The following is an 18,590-nucleotide window of genomic DNA, read 5'->3' as shown; positions in this document are numbered from 1 at the left end:
TCACGCCCTGTCCGCGACGCGCTCGCCGAGGAGGCCTTGCGGCCGGGCGAGGAGTACGACGATGAGGAGTACGAAGGCCCAGACGTCGGCCCAGGACTGGCCGCCGAGCTGCTCCATACCGGGGATGTGGCTGATGTACGCCGTCGCCATGGTCTCGGCGACACCGAGGACGACTCCGCCGAGCATGGCTCCGTAGATGTTGCCGATTCCGCCGAGGACCGCGGCCGTGAAGGCCTTGAGGCCGAGGAGGAAGCCCATCTTGTAGTCGACGACGCCGTACTTGAGGCCGTAGGCGACGGCTCCGATGGCGGCCATCGCGGCACCGAGGGCGAACGCGATCACGATGATCCGGTCGGTGTTGACGCCCATGAGCTTCGCGGTGTCCGGGTCCTGCGCGGTGGCCTGCATGCCGCGGCCGACGCGGGTGCGCATGACGAAGAAGGCGAGGAAGGCCATGCAGATCGGGGCGGCGATGAGGAGGAAGACGTCGCCGGTCTGGATGGTGACCGGGCCGAGCTCGATGGCGCCGCCGGGGATCTGCGGGAAGGTCCGGGCGGACTTGGCCTCCGGGTACCAGACCCATACGGCGTACTGCAGGGCGAGCGAGAGGCCGATGGCCGTGATGAGCGGGGCGAGGCGGGGGCCGCCGCGGAGCGGACGGTAGGCGAACCGTTCCGCCCCGATGGCTATGGTCGTCGCGACGACCACGGCACCGATGATCATGACGGGCAGCGCGACCCACATGCTGGTGCCGCCGGGAAGGATGAGCCAGACCGTCAGGGCCCCGAAGCCGCCGGTCATGAAGATCTCGCCATGGGCGAAGTTGATGAGCTGGACGATGCCGTAGACCATCGTGTAGCCGACGGCGACGAGCCCGTACATGGATCCCAGTAGCAGGCCGTTGACCAGCTGCTGCGGCAGTTCGTTCACCGCATTGTCCTCCGAGACTTTCGACGGATGTGACACCGCGCGGGGCGCCTGGTGCGGCCCCCCGCGCGGTGAAGGTGGTGCGTGAGTGGTGGGGTGGGGATCAGCCGCCGAAGGTGCCGGACTTGACCGGCTTGAACGCGCCGCCCTCGACCTTGTAGACGGTCAGCTGCTTGTTGGTGGTGTCACCGAACTCGTCGAAGGCGACCTTGCCGCTGACGCCCTCGAAGGAGACACCCTGGACGGCCTCGACGACCTTGGCGCGGGCGTCGTCCGGGAGCTTGCCGCCGTTGCCGTCGACGACCTTCTTGACGGCCTCGATGATGGCCCAGGTCGAGTCGTACGAGTAGCCGCCGTAGGCCTCGTAGGCCTCCTTGTAGCCACCGGTCTTGTAGTCGGCCAGGAAGTCCTTGGCCGAGGCGAGGGACTCGATCGGTGCGCCGACGGAGGTGGCGAAGTCGCCCTCGGCCGCCGTGGCGCCCGCCAGCTTCACGTACTCCGGGCTGAAGAGCGCGTCGCCGCCGACGACGACGACCTTCGCGCCGGCTTCCTTGATCTGCTTGGCCAGCGGGCCGGCGGCCGGGTACTCGCCACCGTAGTAGACGACGTCGGCGCCGGAGCTCTTCACCTTGGTCGCGACCGCGGAGAAGTCCTTGGTGTCCGGGTTGATGTGCTCGGTGCCGAGGACCTTGCCGCCGAGCTTCTCGAACTCGCCCTTGAAGGTGCCCGCGAGGCCGGCGCCGTAGGTCTTCTTGTCGTCGATGATGAAGGCCTTGGTCTTCTTGGCCTCGTTGAAGACGTACTGGGCCGCGAACGGGCCCTGGATGGCGTCGGTGGTGGCGGTGCGGAAGTACGACTTGTAGCCGCGCTTCTTGTCGCCGGAGGCCCAGTTGACACCCTGGCTCAGGGCCGGGTTGGTGTTGGCCGGGGAGACCTGCGCCAGCTTCGCGTCGTCGAAGACCTTCTGCATGGCCTCGGCGACACCGGAGTTCAGCGGGCCGACGACGCCGAGGACGGTCTTGTCGGCGACGAACTTGGTCGCGTTCTGCTGGCCGGCGGAGGGCTGGGCCTGGTCGTCCAGGGACTCCAGCTTGAAGGTCACGCCCTTGACGTATTCCTTCTTGTTGGCCGTCTTGACCGCCAGGTCGGCCGAGTTCTTGATGCCGAGACCGAGGGCGGAGAGCTCGCCCGTGAGGGGGGCGTCGAGGCCGATGGTCACGGTGACGTTGCCGCCGTCACCGCCCTTGGCCGCGCCGTCCTTGTCGTCGCGCGAACCACAGGCGGTGAGGGTGAGTGCTCCCGCGGTGACCGCGGTGGTGAGTATGAGCATCGAACGGTTTCGCACGAAGGGTCCTTTCCCTGGCGCGGCCCCCTCGGATGAGGCGGTGCCGTGAAGCTGCGGAGCGAGGGGTGCCGTTTTTGGAACGCCGGGCCGTACTGGGTTGGTACAGGGCCGTGCAGTAGGACGCGCCCGGCGGCGCGGTGACTGGCGGTGACTCTAAGCGCAGGTGGGGAGGGTCGGGGAGCGCCGAGGGAAGGATGTGACTGTCTTGTTATGCCGACGGGGAAAGAGTGTGTTCGGCGGGTGGGAAAACCGGGGCATAGCGGTCTGTAATGCAGTGTTCACATAGTGAGAACGTGCAGTTCCGCTAAGGGGCTTGAGTGAATCTTGCTCCTGTCCGAGGCGTCGGCCGACTCTCCGGATATCGGACAGTGGCAGAAACCTCAGCGGACGGAACGGCTCATCGGTCCTCAACGGATCCCGTCCCTTCCCACCCGCGCGAACGTCACTCAGTGTGAGGGGAGAGGTCAGGGGAGCTGCACGTACGGCTTCAGGAACGCGCGCGCCCCGGGACTGTCCAGTCGGTACGTCACATTGGTGGCGTAGCACGGCGAATCGCCCGTGATCGTGGTGGCCACCAGGGTCAATGTGCCGTTCAGGGTCGCGAAGTTGGGGCCGCCCGAATCGCCGTAACAGGCGCCGCCGTTCCCCTGGGGCGCGGTCATGGCGAGCCGGATCCAGGCGGGGTTCAGCGCGTCGAAGGAGACCGGCGCCTTCATGCGGACGCCGCCGCCGGGGTGGGTGTGCCCGCCCGGGCCGCGCTTCGACTCCTCGGTGCCGTAGCCGGCGACCAGGAAGGGGGTGGTGTTCAGGCCCTGTGCGCCGAGGGCGTCGAGGGCGCCGGCCCGGGGGAGGGTCGCCGGGGTGAAGGACCAGCGGGCCTTCATGGCGGAGGCGGGCACTTCGATCACCGAGATGTCGTGGGTGTCGGAGGCCGGGCCGGGATAGGCGGGGTGGTTGTGGGCGGTGCCCTCGACGGCCACGCTGCGGGCCTGGGCGGCCGGGTCGCCCGGGTGGGCGGCGGCGGCCTTGTCGAGGCCGGCCTGCACGTCCTGGTCGAGCGAGACGTGGAAGCGGACGTTGTCCGGCCAGTCCGTCGTGCAGTGCGCGGCCGTGAGGAAGGTGTTCGCGTCGATCATGGTGCCGGAGCAGACCCAGTCGACGCGGTCCGGTGTGGCGGGGTCGCCGTCGTTGTCCCAGGTCGCGACGAGCGCGCCGACCTCGGTGCGCTCGGGGGCGGGGGCCGCGTTGTACGAGTTGATCGCCGAGGCCGGGATCGCGGTGGCGAGGACGGCGGCGCAGGCGGCGGCGGTGACTGTGGTCAGCGCGTAGGTGGTGCGAACGGCGGTCACGAAGAACCCCTCGGTGTGTGAGTGGATCGGGTGTTCTCCTGTGGGGGAGGTTCGCCAGTGAAGCGGCTGTGGCCGCGTGGGGCAAGAGGGGCCGGGGGTAAGGAAGTTGAAGGGAGCGGAGAGGGGAACGGCGCGGCGCGGGAGGGTCGCCCCGTCCCGCGCCGCGCCGTTTCCTTCGACGTGCTGGCTGTCTGCGTGCCGTCCGTCCGTGTGCCGCTCCGGGGCGGGTCGCCCGCCCGGAGCGGACGGTTCAGGCCCGTCCGGCCTCCGGCAGGTCGCCCGCGTCCTTGGCGGTGATCTCGCGCAGCATGCAGGTCAGCCGGGCGGTGCAGACCCGCTTGTCCTGCTCGTCGGTGATCACGATCTCGTATGTGGCGGTGGAGCGTCCGCGGTGCACCGGGGTCGCGACGCCGGTCACCAGGCCGCTGCGCGCTCCGCGGTGGTGGGTGCAGTTCAGGTCGACGCCGACCGCGATCTTCGAGACTCCGCCGTGCAGCATCGAGCCGATGGACCCGAGGGTCTCGGCGAGCACCGCGGAAGCGCCGCCGTGCAGCAGGCCGTACGGCTGGGTGTTGCCCTCCACCGGCATCGTGCCGACGACCCGCTCGGCCGAGGCCTCCAGGATCTGGACGCCCATCCGGTTCCCGAGGTGCCCGGCGGAGAAGAGCGCCGGGAGGTCGACGCCCAGCGCCGCGTACTCGTCGATGACCTCCTGCGGGAACTTCACGTGCTGCTGTTCACCCATGGCCCGACTCCGTTCAATCTTCGTACGGCTGATCTTCCTGAGCTGCCTGAGCAAACGCTTAGGCGGGAGCGGATTCTTCCAGACGCACGATCACGGACTTGCTGGCGGGGGTGTTGCTGATGTCCGCCGTCGACTCCAGCGGCACGAGGACGTTGGTCTCCGGGTAGTAGGCCGCCGCGCATCCCCGGGGCGTCGGGTAGTGCACCACCCGGAAGCCGGGAGCCCGCCGCTCGCTGCCGTCCGTCCACTCGCTCACCAGATCCGCGTAGTCGCCGTCGGCGAAGCCGAGGGCCGCCGCGTCCTCGGGGTGGACCAGGACGACCCGGCGGCCGCCCTTGATGCCCCGGTAGCGGTCGTCCAGGCCGTAGATCGTGGTGTTGTACTGGTCGTGCGAGCGCAGCGTCTGCAGCAGCAGCCGCCCCTCGGGCACCTTCGGGTACTCGACGGGCGCCGCCGTGAAGTTGGCCTTGCCGGTCTTGGTGGGGAAGCGGCGCTCGTCGCGCGGGCCGTGGGGCAGCGCGAAGCCGCCCGGGTTCGCCGCGAGCCGGGCGTTGAAGTCCTGGAAACCGGGCACCACGCGCGCGATGCGGTCCCGGATCGTGGCGTAGTCCGCCTCGAACTCCTCCCAGGGGGTGGCCGAGCCGGCGCCGAGGACCGCGCGGGCCATCCGTGCCACGATCGCCGGCTCGGACAGCAGGTGCGGACTGGCGGGCGGCAGGTTGCCGCGCGAGGCGTGCACCAGACTCATCGAGTCCTCGACCGTCACGAACTGCTTGCCACTGGCCTGCACGTCCTTGTCGGTGCGGCCCAGGGTCGGCAGGATCAGCGCGCGCGTGCCCGTGACCGCGTGCGAGCGGTTCAGCTTCGTCGACACGTGCACGGTCAGGCGCGCGGTGCGCATCGCGGCCTCGGTGACCTCCGTGTCGGGCGTCGCCGCCACGAAGTTGCCGCCCATCGCGAAGAACACCTTCGCCTCGCCGTCGCGCAGCGCCTGGATCGAACGGACCACGTCGAAGCCGTGGTGGCGCGGCGAGACGATCCCGAACTCCTTGTCCAGGGCGTCGAGGAAGGCGGGCGCGGGCCGCTCGAAGATGCCCATCGTGCGGTCGCCCTGCACGTTGGAATGACCGCGGACCGGGCAGACCCCGGCGCCCGGCCGGCCGATGTTGCCGCGCAGCAGCAGGAAGTTGACCACCTCGCGGATGGTCGGCACGGAGTGCTTGTGCTGGGTGAGGCCCATCGCCCAGCAGACGACGGTCCGCTCCGAGGCGAGCACCATCTCCAGGGCCCGCTCGATCGCGGTCCGGTCGAGTCCGGTGGCGGCGAGCGTCTCGTCCCAGTCGGCCTCCTTCGCCGCCGCCGCGAACTCCTCGAAGCCGTGGGTGTGCTCCCGTACGAACTCCTCGTCGACCGCGCCGGGCGTCTGGAGGACCAGCTTGTTGAGGAGCCGGAACAGGGCCTGGTCGCCGCCGATGCGGATCTGCAGGAAGAGGTCGGTGAGCGCGGCGCCCTTGAGCATGCCCTGCGGGGTCTGCGGGTTCTTGAACTTCTCCAGGCCGGCCTCGGGCAGCGGATTGACCGAGATGATCTTCGCGCCGGCCGTCTTCGCCTTCTCCAGGGCCGAGAGCATCCGCGGATGGTTCGTCCCCGGGTTCTGCCCGGCCACGATGATCAGGTCCGCCCGGTGCAGGTCCTCCAGGGAGACGCTGCCCTTGCCGATGCCGATGGTCTCCGTCAGGGCCGAGCCCGAGGACTCGTGGCACATGTTGGAGCAGTCGGGCAGGTTGTTCGTGCCGAACTCGCGGGCGAAGAGCTGGAGCAGGAACGCCGCCTCGTTGCTGGTCCGTCCCGAGGTGTAGAAGAGCGCCTCGTCGGGGGAGCCGAGCGCCCGGAGCTCCTCGGCGATGATCGCGAAAGCCCGCTCCCAGGTCACCGGCTCGTACCGCTCGCCGCCCTCCGGCGCGCCCCCCTTCCCGCTGCCCTTCTCCAGGAGCATCGGCTGGGTGATCCGGCCCTGCTGGCCCAGCCAGTACCCGCTGCGGGTGGCCAGGTCCGCCACCGGGTGCGCGGCGAAGAACTCCGGGGTCACCCGGCGCAGCGTCGCCTCCTCGGCGACCGCCTTCGCCCCGTTCTCGCAGAACTCCGCCACGTGCCGCTTGTCCGCCTCGGGCCAGGCGCAGCCGGGACAGTCGAAGCCGTCCTTCTGGTTGACCTTCAGGAGGGTCCGGGCGGTGCGCAGCGTCCCCATCTGCTCCTGGGCGATCCGCAGGGTGTGCCCGACGGCGGGCAGGCCCGCCGCGGCGTGCTGGGGCGGCGTGACCTGCGGTGCGTCCTGGACCGGGTCACCGACCGGCGGCTTGCTGACCATCGCGCTCTCCCTTGAGCGGTAATCCTGCGGCGTACGTCTCCGATCCTGTCACGCGGGACGGACAGCCAGGCACCTCCGCCGTGTGGACGGGATTGTCAGTCGTCCGTGGCAGGATCGTGGTGTGGCCGAGACAGCATCGAAGAACCCCGCAGACACCCGCCCCCGCCTGCTCCTCATGGACGGGCACTCGCTCGCGTACCGGGCGTTCTTCGCGCTGCCCGCGGAGAACTTCACGACCGCGACGGGGCAGCCGACGAACGCGATCTACGGCTTCGCGTCGATGCTGGCGAACACGCTCCGCGACGAGGCGCCCACGCACTTCGCGGTCGCCTTCGACGTGTCGCGGAAGACCTGGCGGTCCGAGGAGTTCCCGGAGTACAAGGCGAACCGCTCGAAGACCCCCGACGAGTTCAAGGGGCAGGTCGAGCTGATCGGCGAGCTCCTCGACGCGATGAACGTGCCGCGCTTCGCCATCGACGGCTTCGAGGCGGACGACGTCATCGCGACCCTCACCACCCAGGCCGAGGCCGAGGGCTTCGACGTCCGGATCTTCACCGGTGACCGGGACTCCTTCCAGCTGGTCTCCGACCGCACCACCGTGATCTACCCGACCAAGGGCGTCTCCGAGGTCACCCACTTCACCCCGGAGAAGGTCCAGGAGAAGTACGGCCTCACGCCCGCGCAGTACCCCGACTTCGCCGCCCTGCGCGGCGACCCGTCCGACAACCTGCCGGGCATCCCCGGTGTCGGCGAGAAGACCGCCGCCAAGTGGATCAACCAGTTCGGCTCCTTCGCCGAGCTCGTCGAGCGCGCCGACGAGGTCAAGGGCAAGGCGGGCCAGAACTTCCGCGACCACCTGGAGTCGGTCCGGCTGAACCGCCGGCTGACCGAGATGGTCCGGGACGTCGAGCTGCCGAAGGCCGTGACGGACCTGGCCCGCGAGCCGTACGACCGCGGGGCCGTCGCGCTCGTCCTCGACACCCTGGAGATCCGCAACCCGTCGCTGCGCGAGCGGCTCCTCGCCGTCGACCCGGGCGCCGCGGAGGAAGCCGCCCCGGCGCCCGACGCCGGCGTGGAGATCGACGGCTCCGTCCTCGGCTCCGGAGAGCTCGCCCCCTGGCTCGCCGAGCACGGCACCGAGCCCCTCGGCATCGCCACCGTCGACAGCTGGGCCCTCGGCACGGGGAACGTCAGCGAGATCGCCCTCGCCGCCGCCGGAGGAGCCGCCGCCTGGTTCGAGCCGAGCGCGCTCGACGAGGCCGACGAGCGGGCCTGGTCCACGTGGATCGCCGACCCCGCCCGGCCCAAGGTCATGCACAACGCCAAGGGCGCCATGCGGGTCTTCCCCGAGCACGGCTGGAGCATCGCGGGCGTCACCATGGACACCGCCCTCGCCGCCTACCTCGTCAAGCCCGGCCGCCGCTCCTTCGCGCTCGACGCGCTCTCCGTGGAGTACCTCCACCGTGAGCTGGCCCCCGCGGCCGCCGCCGACGGACAGCTCGCCTTCGGCGCCGACGACACCGCCGAGGCCGAGGCCCTCATGACCCAGGCGCGGGCCGTCCTCGACCTCGCCGGGGCCTTCGACGAGCGGCTCGCCGAGGTCGGCGCCCGCGAACTCCTCCACGAGGTCGAGCTGCCCACCTCGGTGCTCCTCGCCCGGCTGGAGCGGCACGGCATCGCCGCCGACCGCGACCATCTGGAGGCGATGGAGCAGCAGTTCGCCGGCGCCGTGCAGCAGGCCGTGAAGGAGGCGCACGCCTCCGTCGGGCACGAGTTCAACCTCGGCTCGCCCAAGCAGCTCCAGGAGGTCTTCTTCGGCGAGCTGAACCTGCCGAAGACGAAGAAGACCAAGACCGGTTACACCACGGACGCCGACGCGCTCGCCTGGCTCGCCGCCCAGACCGAGCACGACCTGCCCGTGATCATGCTCCGGCACCGTGAGCAGGCGCGGCTGCGCTCCACCGTCGAGGGCCTGATCAAGACGATCGCCGCCGACGGCCGGATCCACACCACCTTCAGCCAGACCGTCGCCGCCACCGGCCGGCTGTCCTCCACCGACCCCAACCTGCAGAACGTGCCGGTGCGGACGGACGAGGGCCGGGCCATCCGGCACGGCTTCGTCGTCGGCGAGGGCTTCGAGGCCCTCATGACCGCCGACTACAGCCAGATCGAGCTGCGCGTCATGGCGCACCTCTCCGAGGACGAGGGCCTCATCGAGGCCTTCACCTCCGGCGAGGACCTCCACACCACCGTCGCCTCCCAGGTCTTCGGCGTCGAGCGGTCCGCCGTCGACGCCGAGATGCGCCGCAAGATCAAGGCCATGTCGTACGGCCTGGCGTACGGACTCTCCGCCTTCGGTCTCTCCCAGCAGCTGAACATCGACCCGGGCGAGGCCCGCGGACTGATGGACACCTACTTCGAGCGCTTCGGCGGGGTGCGGGACTATCTGCGCCGGGTCGTCGACGAGGCCCGCGCCACCGGGTACACGGAGACGATGCTGGGCCGCCGCCGCTACCTGCCGGACCTCAACAGCGACAACCGGCAGCGCCGCGAGTCCGCCGAGCGGATGGCGCTCAACGCCCCCATCCAGGGCACGGCCGCCGACATCGTCAAGGTCGCCATGCTCAACGTGGACAGGGCGCTCACCGAGGCGGGCCTCGCTTCCCGGATGCTCCTCCAGGTCCACGACGAAATCGTGCTCGAACTCGCCCCCGGCGAGCGCGAGCGGGTCGAGGCACTGGTCCGCGAGCAGATGTCCGCGGCGGCCGACCTGCGCGCCCCGCTGGACGTCTCCGTCGGCGTGGGCCACGACTGGGACTCGGCGGCACACTGACGACAGGCCGACGGGCGGGCCCCCTACGGGCCCGCCCACCCGGTTGTTGCCTGGGCCCACCGGGTGCCCGCCATCCCGTTGCGACCCGCCTCTTGCGGGCCGCCGGCCCGTTGCGGGCCACCCACCCCGTTTGGGCCGCGCCCCCCCGTTGTGGGCAATCGTCCCGCTGGGCGGGACGGTTGGGCACAACGGGACGGCGCCCTCTGCCGGGCCTAGGCTTCCGGGCCTGAACCCGCACCCCGGGTCCGGCCCAGGTCGCAGGGGCACCTGCGCCAGGTGGACCAGTCGAGGGGCGGCCTCACGGCCCCGCTCCCGAGACTGGGCGCATGATCACGAGCCGCTCCCGCCTGAGAGCCTGGGTCCTCCTCACCGCCCTCCTCGGGGCGTCCGGCACCGCCTCGCCCGCCAAGGCGCAGGCCCCCGCACCCTGCACCTCCACCCGCGAGCCCGCCCTCGCGGCCCGCCTCTCCCAGGACATCGCGGCCGCCCTCAAGGGCCGCGACGGCACGGTCTCGGTCGCCGTCCACGACGCCCGCCGCGGACTGCGCTGCCGGCTCGGCGACACCCTGGAGTACGACTCGGCCAGCATCGCGAAGGTCCTCATCCTGCAGGCCGTCCTCGGGCGCGCCGAGGAGCTCGGCCGGGAGCCCACCCGGCTCGAGACCCAGCGGATGAAGGCGATGATCACCCGCTCCGACAACACCGCCGCCACCGCCCTGTGGCAGGGGCTCTCCCGCGCCCGGCTGAACAGGGTCCTGCGCGAGGCCGGAGCGCAGGACACGATCCTCGGCCACGACCGCTACTGGGGCCTCACCCGCACCACCGCCCGGGACCAGCTCGCCCTGCTCGCCGCGGTCTCCCGCCGCACCGAGGCGCTGAACCTGATGGGCCAGGTGGTCCGCGAACAGGCCTGGGGTGTCACCGCGGGCGCGCCCCGCACGGTCAAGGTCCACCTCAAGAACGGCTGGCTGACCCGGGCCACCCACGCCTGGCGCGTCCACAGCATCGGCATCGCACGGCCGGCCGCCCCCGCCGCGCCGGCGACCGACTACCGGATCGCCCTCCTCAGTCACGACAACCCCACCATGCGGTACGGCGTCCGCACCCTGGAGGGGATCTCCCTCGTCGTGCACCGCAGACTCTCCGGCGCCGCCGCCGCGCGCGGCTTCACCCCGCCGGAGACGATCAGCGAGCTTCCTGACGGGAGCGCTCCGCCCGGGGATCCCCGGCCTTCTCCTCCGGAGCGGGGAGAGGGGTGGCCGGGACATCCGGCACCGCAGTGGGCGGCCTGGGGAGCAGCCGCGCCACCGCCCCGTACAGCACGAGCCCGACGGCGAGCCCCGCGCCGGCCCCGAAGCAGGCCGTCGGAATGACGTCCAGGGGCGTCTCGATCCGGTCCCAGCCCCAGTACGCGGCCCAGCGCAGCACCCGGTGCGCGACCCCGGCGAGGACACAGCCGCCGATCAGGCAGACCGCGAACAGCCGCCCGCGCCGTCCCGGTACCGGCACCCGGGCCGGCAGCTCCACGCCCGCACCCGCGGAGCGCAGCGCCCGCGCCACGAACCAGCCCAGAAGCCCCAGCGCCAGTGCCGAACCCCCGTACTGCGCATAGAGATAGACCGGGAACCCGGCCACGACGTCGCCGAGGAACGGGATCGCCCGGGTGCCCCAGCGGTCGAGGTGGGTGAAGGAGTCCCACACCACATGGGTCGTCGCGCCGATGATCGCGGAGAGACCGAACCACCCGGCGAGCACCGCCGGATGCCGGTCGCGCCAGACGCCGCCCCGCGCGAGCCCGTACACCCGCCCGCGCCACCGGGCGGGCAGCAGCGCCGCGAGCGGCTCACGCACCATCAGCCACAGCGCCACGAGCGCGGCGGTGATCAGGACGTCGGCGGTGACGATCCCGGCGGGGGAGTGGGTGACGTCCCCGAGGACCATCGCCCCGGGGAACGCCGTGGCGGCGAAATAGGTCATGTCGGGCGCGAAGGAGCCGGCGACGAGAGCCGACGCGACCAGTGGTCCGCGCGCGGTCCCGTTCCGGCGCAATCCGGGCAGCACGGCAGCGGCATGACTCAGCGTGAACGGCAACGGGAGCTCCCCCAGGTTCCGGTGGTGACGGCCGGAGTGTGGCATCGGCCGCAGTGCAAGAGGTGCCCGACGCTCCCCTCGGTTCCCGTCCGTCCCTGGTCGGGGAGCGGCCGAGTGGTGACGAAAGAGTGAAAGCCGGTCAGGCGCCGGTGTTCGACGGGCCGGAGTTGGCATAGGGTCGCCGGAGGTCTCACGCGGGGAGCGCGGGACCGCCGTCGAGGGGGAAGGGACCACGGAGATGTCAGCGCACTTGGGCCGCAGGCTGCGCAGGGGAGCCACCAGCGGTGCGGTGGTGGCCGCGGCGGTCGCCGCGCTCGCCGCCTCGCAGGCACCCGAAGCGATACCGCCGACCGCCGACAACACCGGCGGGGACCGTGCGATCGGCGCCGGGGACACGGCGTCGCCGTCCGGCGACCACTCGGCGACGGGCGATTCCCCGTACTACACCGAGCTGCCGCCGCTGACCACGCCGAACAAGCCCGGCGCGAGCATCAACCTGCCGGTGATCACCGGGCCCGCCGAGGCCGGCATACCCGCGTCCGTGCTCTCCGCCTACAAGCGCGCCGAGCAGTCGATCCGCTCGACCGACCCCGCCTGCAACCTGCCCTGGCAGCTGCTCGCCGGCATCGGCAAGGTCGAGTCGGGACAGGCCCGCGGCGGCCGGGTCGACGCCAACGGCACGACCTTCTCGCCGATCCTCGGCCCCGTCCTCAACGGCGTCGGATTCGCCAACATCTCCGACACCGACGACGGCGCCTACGACAACGACGCCACCCACGACCGCGCCGTGGGCCCGATGCAGTTCATCCCGTCCACCTGGGCGACCTGGGGCCAGGACGCGAACAGCGACGGGAAGAAGGACCCCAACAACATCTACGACGCCGCGCAGGCCGCGGGTCTCTACCTCTGCGCGAACGACCGCAACCTCGCCCTCAAGGCCGACCTCGACCGGGCGATCCTCAGCTACAACCGCTCGCGGGAGTACCTCAACACGGTCCTGTCGTGGTTCGAGTACTACCAGCGCGGCACCCACCAGATCCCGGACGGCACCGGGGTGCTGCCGGTCGACCGCAGCGACGGCCCGCGGGGCAACCGTCCCACCAGCCCGCTCTCGCCCTCCCCGACGTCGCCCGCTCCCCAGCCGTCCACGCCGGGCGCCCCGAGGCCGACCCAGCCGGGCGGGCCCACCGAGGGCGGCACGCCGACGCCGACGCCGACGCCCCCCACCCCGACCACGCCGCCGGTCACCCCGCCGACGAAGCCCCCGACCGTGCCGCCGGCCGTCAGGGTCGCGCGGCTCGCGCCCGTCGCGACGGGACAGCTCACCGCGGTCACCGAGAGCACCTTCGCCAAGTCCGCGGCGGTCGCCGCCCTCGACGCCTCGGGTACGCCGGTCCCCGGTGTGAGCATCCGCTTCGAGGTCACCGGCGCCACCGACACCCGCTTCTCCGGCGGCGCGACGACCGTCACCGTGACCACCGGTTCGAGCGGCATCGCCCACGCCCCCGCACTGCGGGCGGGCGAGAAGGTCGGCTCGTTCACGGTCAACGCCACCGTCTCGGGCCGCACCATGAACGCCACCGTGTTCGCCGCGACCGTCACCGAGCGCCGGGCGGACACCCTCGTCCGTACCGCCGATGACACCCTGTCGGCGACCACCGGCACCGCCTTCACCCCGAAGGTGCAGCTGAAGGCCACCGACAAGGGCGTGCTCGCCCCCGGTGTACTCGTCACCGCCGTGATCGTCGCCTCGGCGACGGGCGAAGCGAGCGCCGACAGCCCGTACTTCAAGGACGCGGTGACGGGCGACACGTTCCGGACGGTCTCCCTCAAGACCGACGCGGACGGCCTGATCACGCTCCCCGAGCTCTTCGCGGGCGACAAGGCCGGCGAGTACGTGATCCGCCTGACCGCGCCGGGTGGCGGCAGCACGGACGTCAAGCTGACGGTCACCGCTCCCACCTCGACGCCGACGCCGACGCCGACCCCGACCCCGGAGCCGAGCCCGGAACCGACGTCGTCCGGCACCGAGTCGCCCGAGGCCTCCCCCTCGCCCTCGGCCTGACCCGGCCGCGCCTCCGCGCCGCGTCTCCCTCCGCGCCGCCTCCCGTCCCCACCGGACGGTGAGGCGGCGCTTCGCGTTCCCGGAGCGAAGGCGGGAGGCGCGGGGTCGCGGTCACGGTGTCGTGGTGGCCCGCGTGGTGCGACGTGTTCTCATCTCGCGGTCGCGTTGCTACGGTGCTCCCCGCCCTGACGACCCATCAGATCGCCTTCCGGGAGGCCGACCATGCGCGCCCTCGTCGCCGCCGCCATCGGACTCGCCCCAGTCCTCCTCTTCGTCCTCCTCGTCTCCGTGGTCGATCTGCCGCCCGACGGCCCCACCTCGCCCAAGCCCCTGCTGACCGCCGATCCCGGCCCCAAGAAGTAGGGGCGGCGACCGTGCGCCGCCGAGCCGGCCTCGTCCTCCTCGCCCTCGCCGTCTTCTGCGCGGCGATGGCCCCGACCCTGCGCTGGTACGCCTTCCCCCGGCTGGCGAGGATCCCGCCGAACCAGTACCAGGAGACCGTCCTTGAGGCGAAGCCCGCCACCCTCCTCAACTACTCCACGCTCCAGGCGGAGAAGGTCGACAAGATCACGATCATCCAGACCCTCAAGGGCAACGTGGAGGAGTCGCGGCGCATCGAACGCGACGCCGGACGCGACGTCGTCGTCTGGGACGCCCTCGCCTACATCACGGGCCCCGACGGCAAGATGGTCTCCAAGGTCCCCGAGCGGTACATCTTCGACGCCCACACCCAGGACCCGGTCCACGCCACCGGCGAGTCCGTCGACGGCGACCCGGTCCGGCGCGAGGGCATCGAGTTCAAGTGGCCCTTCCTCACCGAGAAGCGGGACTACCAGTACTTCGACGCCCAGACCCGCACCTCCGCCCCCATCCACTACAAGGGCACCCGCACCTTCCGGGGCATGGAGGTCTACTACTTCGAGCAGACCGTCCCCTGGACCCGGGTCCCCATGCCCAAGACCATGCCGGTCAAGATCCCCCCGCAGGTCATCGCCGAATCCGGCCTCAGCCGCTGGTACACGACCAAGCGGATGTTCTGGATCGAGCCGGTCACCGGCGCCCCCGTCAACGGCGAGGAGATCCACAAGGAGGAGCTCCGCAACGCCAAGGCGCTGATGGGCCGGGACACCGTCACCGTCTTCGAGGGACACGTGAAGATGCGCGAGGACTACGTCCGAAGCGTCGGCGAGATGGTCTCCTCCAACCGCCTCACGGTTCTCATGCTCGTCTCCTACCTCCCCTGGAGCCTCACCTTCCTCGCGGTCCTCCTCCTCGCCCTCGCCCTCTGGCTGGAGGCCCGTTCCCGCCGCCCGGCACCGGAACCCGACGCCGCCCCGGTCACCCCTCCCGTCTGAGCCGCGCGCTCGTGTGCCGCGTGGGCTCCGCCGTCGACGGATCCTCCGGCCACGGGTGCTTCGGATAGCGCCCCCTCAGCTCGGACCGCACCGCCCGGTAACCGTCCCGCCAGAAGGACGCCAGGTCGGCAGTCACCGCCGCCGGCCGCCCGGCGGGCGAGAGGAGGTGGACGAGCACCGGGACACCCGCCACCCGAGGTGTCTCGGCGAGCCCGAACATCTCCTGGAGCTTCACCGAGAGCACCGGCCGCTCACCCCCGTACTCCACCCGGATCCGCGAACCGCTCGGCACCTCGATCCGCTCCGGCGCCAGCTCTCCCAGCCGGCCCGCCTCGCCCGAGGCCCACGGCAGCAGCCGCCGCAGCGCCTCACCGGCGTCGATCCTCCCCAGATCCGCCCGCCGCGCGGCCCGGGACAGCTCGGGCTCCAGCCACTCCCCGGCCCGGTCGACCAGCGACGCGTCCGCCATGTCCGGCCACGGCTCCCCCAGCTCCCGGTGCAGGAACGCGAGCCGCTCCCGCAGCTCCCCGGCCTCCCGGCTCCACCGCAGCAGACCGAGCCCCTCCCGCCGCAGGCCGTCGAGCAGCGCCTCCCGTACGAGCGCGGGCTCGGCACCGGACCCGAGCGGCCGGACCGTCAGCTCGACCGCGCCCAGCCGGTCCACCGAACGCGCGACCACGTCGCCGTCCTCCCAGCGGACCTCCTCGCCGGTGGACCGCAGATGACCGGCCGCCCGCCGCGCCATGTCCTCGTCCACCACGGCGGCCAGCCGCACCCGTGCCGTGGCGTCCCGAGCCGTACGGTCCGCCACCGCCACGGCCAGCCACGGAGTCGCCCGCAGCGCCGAGCCCTCCGCGAGCCTGGCCCCGCTTCCCGACACCATCAGATAGCCGCCCTGCCCCCGGGCCCTGGCCACCCGCTCGGGAAAGGCCAGCGCCGTCACCAGGCCGGCCACCGCGTCCTCACCCACCGGCGAGCCGCCCCCTGCCGTGCCGCCTCCGCCGCCGACCGATTCGGCCGCCGACCGCTCCAGACGGCGGGCCTCCGCCTTCCACCGGGCGCCGTACCCGTCGGAGCCCCGGCGTGCCGCCCGCCAGGCCGCCGCCAGATCGTCCCCGTAGTCACGCGGCGGCTCCTCGCTGAGCAGCGCCACCACCTCGGCCGCCCGCCGTGCCCCTACCTCCGGCGCGCCGTCCAGCAGGGCACGGCCGAGCCGGGGGTGCAGCCCGAGCCGGGACATCCGTACCCCCCGCTCCGTCGCCCGGCCTGCCGGGTCCACGGCCCCGATCGACCCGAGCACCGACCGGGCCGCCGCCATCGCCCCGGCCGGCGGCGCGTCGAGCAGCGCGAGCCCCTCCGCCGTCGGATCGCCCCAGCAGGCGGCCCTCAGGGCGAAGTCCGCCAGGTCGGCGACCTTGATCTCCGGTGACGGGAAGCGCGGCCTGCCCCCGTCGCTCGCCTCCGCCCAGCAGCGGTACACGAAGCCGAAGGCCTCGCGGCCGGCCCGGCCGAGCCGCTGCGTCGCCGTCGCCTCGGACACCGTCACCGTCGCCAGCGAGCCAAGACCCCGGGCGTGGTCCGTACGCGGCTCGCGGGCGAGCCCCGAGTCCACCACGATCCGCACTCCCGGCACCGTCAGACTGGACTCCGCCACCGAGGTCGCGAGCACCACACGGCGCCGCCCACCGGGTTCCGTGCCGCGCAGCACCGCGTCCTGCACGGCCGCCGGGGCCCGCCCGTGCAGCTGGAGCACCTCCGCGTCCACGCCGGCCAGCATCCCGGCCGTCCGGGCGATCTCCCCCGTGCCCGGCAGGAAGCAGAGGACGTCTCCCTCGTGCCGCTCCATCGCGAGCCGCACCGTCGCGGCCACGTGCCGCAGCAGCGCCGGGTCCACCCAGGTGCCGTGGGCCGGCCGGACCCCCGCGGGGGGCGCCGCGAAGAAGACCCGGCAGCCGTGCCCCTCACCCTTGCTCCACACCACCGGAGCGGGCCCGCCGCCGTCCAGGACCGTGAGGAGATCCGCCCATGCCGCGGCGTCGCTCGTCGCCGACGCGGCGATCAGCTTCAGCTCCGGGCGCAGGGTGGCCCGTACGTCCACGAGGAAGGCCATCGCCGTGTCCGCGTCCAGATGCCGCTCATGGCACTCGTCGAGCAGCACCACGTCCACACCGGCCAGCTCCGGATCGCGCTGGAGCCGCTGGAGCAGGATGCCGGTGGTCACCACCTCGACCCGGGTCGCGGGGCCGGTCCGCCGCTCACCGCGCACGGAGAAGCCGACCGTCCCGCCGACCTCCTCGCCTAGCAGCCACGCCATCCGCCGGGCAGCCGCCCGCACCGCCATCCGGCGGGGCTCCGCCACCAGGACCCGTCGCCGCGGTCCGTCCCCTATGAGACCCGCGAGCGCCAGCGGCACCAGCGTCGTCTTGCCGGTGCCGGGAGGCGCGGACAACACGGCCGTACCGCGCCGGTCGAGCGCGGCCAGCAGCTCGGGGACGGCATGGCGGACGGGGAGACGGTCGAGTGCGTCGTGTCGGATCACGCAGTCAGTCTCGTACGAGACGCGAAAAGGTGGGCCCCGTTGTCCACAGGGCCCACCTGTCAGTACGACAACCGCACCGCGGCTATGCCGTGCGTTCGCAGACGAAGATCGCCGTGCCCGGGATCAGGTTCCCCCGCAGCGGGGACCAGCCACCCCACTCCTGGCTGTTCCACTCGGGCCACTCCGGCTCCACGAGGTCCACCAGGTGGAACCCGCCGGCCACCACGTCCCGCACCCGGTCGCCGATCGTCCGGTGGTGCTCCACGTAGACGGCCCGCCCCTGCTCGTCCTGCTCCACATAAGGGGTGCGGTCGAAATAGGAGGCCGCGATGGACAGGCCCTCCGGGCCCGGCTCGTCGGGGAACGCCCACCGGATCGGATGCGTCACCGAGAAGACCCACCGCCCGCCCGGCCGCAGCACCCGCCGCACCTCCCGGAACACCCGCACCGGGTCGGCGACGAACGGCACCGCCCCGTACGCCGAGCACGCCAGATCGAAGGAGCCGTCCCGGAAGGGCAGCGCTCCTGCGTCGGCCTCCACCAGCGGGACGTCCCCGCCGATCCGCAGCGCGTGCTGGAGCTGCCGGTGCGAGAGGTCGAGGGCCACCGGCCGGGCCCCCTGCGCCGCCAGCCACCGCGAGCACTGCGCGGCGCCCGCCCCGATCTCCAGGACGTCCAGGCCCTTGAGCGAGGAGGCCGGCCCGAGGAGCCCCGCCTCGGCCTCGTCGAGCCCCTCGGGCCCCCACACGAACCGGTCGTCGCCGAGGAAGGAGCCGTGGTCGTTCTGGTACTCGTCGGCGTTCCTGTCCCACCAGCCACGGCTGGCCCGGCTGCTCTCCGCGTCCCCCGCGTCACGCCGGGTCGCCTCCGCCTCGTCCTCCGTCGAGTGGGGAGCAACTTCGTGTTCGTACTCTTGGTTCATCTCGCCCGCCGATGTAGTTTGCGCTCAGTGCCGCCCTCCGGCGGACCTGCC

General features: G+C 72.3%; 12 protein-coding genes and 1 pseudogene. 5 read left to right on the top strand and 8 right to left on the bottom strand.

The window, feature by feature from the left end:
- From ACIA8N_RS00995 to ACIA8N_RS00975, 5 genes are all read right to left on the bottom strand, one after another.
- A complete protein-coding gene (locus tag ACIA8N_RS00995; RefSeq protein WP_365785353.1) occupies nucleotides 1–930 on the bottom strand; it encodes a branched-chain amino acid ABC transporter permease in 930 nt (309 codons plus the stop codon).
- Between the two features lie 100 nt (nucleotides 931–1,030).
- Complete coding sequence (locus tag ACIA8N_RS00990) at nucleotides 1,031–2,257, bottom strand: branched-chain amino acid ABC transporter substrate-binding protein (RefSeq protein ID WP_399415740.1); 1,227 nt, start codon at nucleotides 2,255–2,257, stop codon at nucleotides 1,031–1,033.
- A 479-nt stretch (nucleotides 2,258–2,736) separates the two neighbouring features.
- Nucleotides 2,737–3,621: a trypsin-like serine protease gene (locus tag ACIA8N_RS00985; RefSeq protein ID WP_365785357.1), complete on the bottom strand. Its 885-nt coding sequence runs from the start codon at nucleotides 3,619–3,621 to the stop codon at nucleotides 2,737–2,739.
- 250 nt (nucleotides 3,622–3,871) lie between these two features.
- On the bottom strand, nucleotides 3,872–4,366 hold the full coding sequence (locus tag ACIA8N_RS00980) for a hotdog fold thioesterase (RefSeq protein WP_030206147.1): 495 nt from the start codon (nucleotides 4,364–4,366) through the stop codon (nucleotides 3,872–3,874).
- A 58-nt stretch (nucleotides 4,367–4,424) separates the two neighbouring features.
- Nucleotides 4,425–6,734, bottom strand: a complete 2,310-nt coding sequence (locus tag ACIA8N_RS00975) for an FdhF/YdeP family oxidoreductase (RefSeq protein ID WP_365785360.1) — start codon at nucleotides 6,732–6,734, stop codon at nucleotides 4,425–4,427.
- Nucleotides 6,735–6,855: 121 nt separating this feature from the next.
- Here ACIA8N_RS00975 and polA point away from each other — a divergent pair, with 121 nt between their 5' ends.
- Both polA and ACIA8N_RS00965 read left to right on the top strand, forming a co-directional pair.
- Nucleotides 6,856–9,567, top strand: coding sequence for a DNA polymerase I (gene polA / locus ACIA8N_RS00970; RefSeq protein ID WP_365785362.1), 2,712 nt, complete (start codon nucleotides 6,856–6,858; stop codon nucleotides 9,565–9,567).
- Nucleotides 9,568–9,893: 326 nt separating this feature from the next.
- A pseudogene (locus ACIA8N_RS00965) lies at nucleotides 9,894–10,541 on the top strand (serine hydrolase); the annotation flags it as partial.
- 211 nt (nucleotides 10,542–10,752) lie between these two features.
- Here ACIA8N_RS00965 and ACIA8N_RS00960 read toward each other — a convergent pair.
- Nucleotides 10,753–11,658, bottom strand: a complete 906-nt coding sequence (locus ACIA8N_RS00960) for a DUF4184 family protein (protein WP_365785364.1) — start codon at nucleotides 11,656–11,658, stop codon at nucleotides 10,753–10,755.
- A 238-nt stretch (nucleotides 11,659–11,896) separates the two neighbouring features.
- On the opposite strand from ACIA8N_RS00960, the gene ACIA8N_RS00955 reads away from it, so the two are divergent.
- From ACIA8N_RS00955 to ACIA8N_RS00945, 3 genes are all read left to right on the top strand, one after another.
- On the top strand, nucleotides 11,897–13,723 hold the full coding sequence (locus ACIA8N_RS00955) for a lytic transglycosylase domain-containing protein (protein WP_365785366.1): 1,827 nt from the start codon (nucleotides 11,897–11,899) through the stop codon (nucleotides 13,721–13,723).
- A 222-nt stretch (nucleotides 13,724–13,945) separates the two neighbouring features.
- The gene (locus ACIA8N_RS00950) at nucleotides 13,946–14,086 is read left to right on the top strand and encodes an SPW_0924 family protein (protein ID WP_106975990.1); all 141 of its coding nucleotides are present in this window, start codon (nucleotides 13,946–13,948) and stop codon (nucleotides 14,084–14,086) included.
- Between the two features lie 11 nt (nucleotides 14,087–14,097).
- Nucleotides 14,098–15,078, top strand: a complete 981-nt coding sequence (locus tag ACIA8N_RS00945; protein WP_365785368.1) for a DUF3068 domain-containing protein — start codon at nucleotides 14,098–14,100, stop codon at nucleotides 15,076–15,078.
- On the opposite strand, the gene hrpB is transcribed toward ACIA8N_RS00945, so the two are convergent.
- Both hrpB and ACIA8N_RS00935 read right to left on the bottom strand, forming a co-directional pair.
- A complete protein-coding gene (gene hrpB, locus ACIA8N_RS00940; protein WP_365785370.1) occupies nucleotides 15,062–17,617 on the bottom strand; it encodes an ATP-dependent helicase HrpB in 2,556 nt (851 codons plus the stop codon). The genes ACIA8N_RS00945 and hrpB overlap by 17 nt on opposite strands.
- An 82-nt stretch (nucleotides 17,618–17,699) precedes the next feature.
- Nucleotides 17,700–18,539, bottom strand: coding sequence for a methyltransferase domain-containing protein (locus tag ACIA8N_RS00935; RefSeq protein ID WP_359209636.1), 840 nt, complete (start codon nucleotides 18,537–18,539; stop codon nucleotides 17,700–17,702).
- Nucleotides 18,540–18,590: the final 51 nt, after the last annotated feature.

The organism is Streptomyces sp. NPDC051822, assembly GCF_044452745.1.
Taxonomy (GTDB): Bacteria; Actinomycetota; Actinomycetes; order Streptomycetales; family Streptomycetaceae; genus Streptomyces.
The sequence above is the reverse complement of the archived record's forward strand: the minus strand, read 5'-3'. Positions and strand labels throughout refer to the sequence as shown.

Coding starts and splice junctions, on each gene's coding strand:
- ACIA8N_RS00975 (WP_365785360.1), bottom strand. CDS start 6,734: ATGGTCAGCAAGCCGCCGGTCGGTGACCCGGTCCAGGACGCACCGCAG.
- ACIA8N_RS00980 (WP_030206147.1), bottom strand. CDS start 4,366: ATGGGTGAACAGCAGCACGTGAAGTTCCCGCAGGAGGTCATCGACGAG.
- ACIA8N_RS00990 (WP_399415740.1), bottom strand. CDS start 2,257: ATGCTCATACTCACCACCGCGGTCACCGCGGGAGCACTCACCCTCACC.
- ACIA8N_RS00935 (WP_359209636.1), bottom strand. CDS start 18,539: ATGAACCAAGAGTACGAACACGAAGTTGCTCCCCACTCGACGGAGGAC.
- ACIA8N_RS00950 (WP_106975990.1), top strand. CDS start 13,946: ATGCGCGCCCTCGTCGCCGCCGCCATCGGACTCGCCCCAGTCCTCCTC.
- ACIA8N_RS00955 (WP_365785366.1), top strand. CDS start 11,897: ATGTCAGCGCACTTGGGCCGCAGGCTGCGCAGGGGAGCCACCAGCGGT.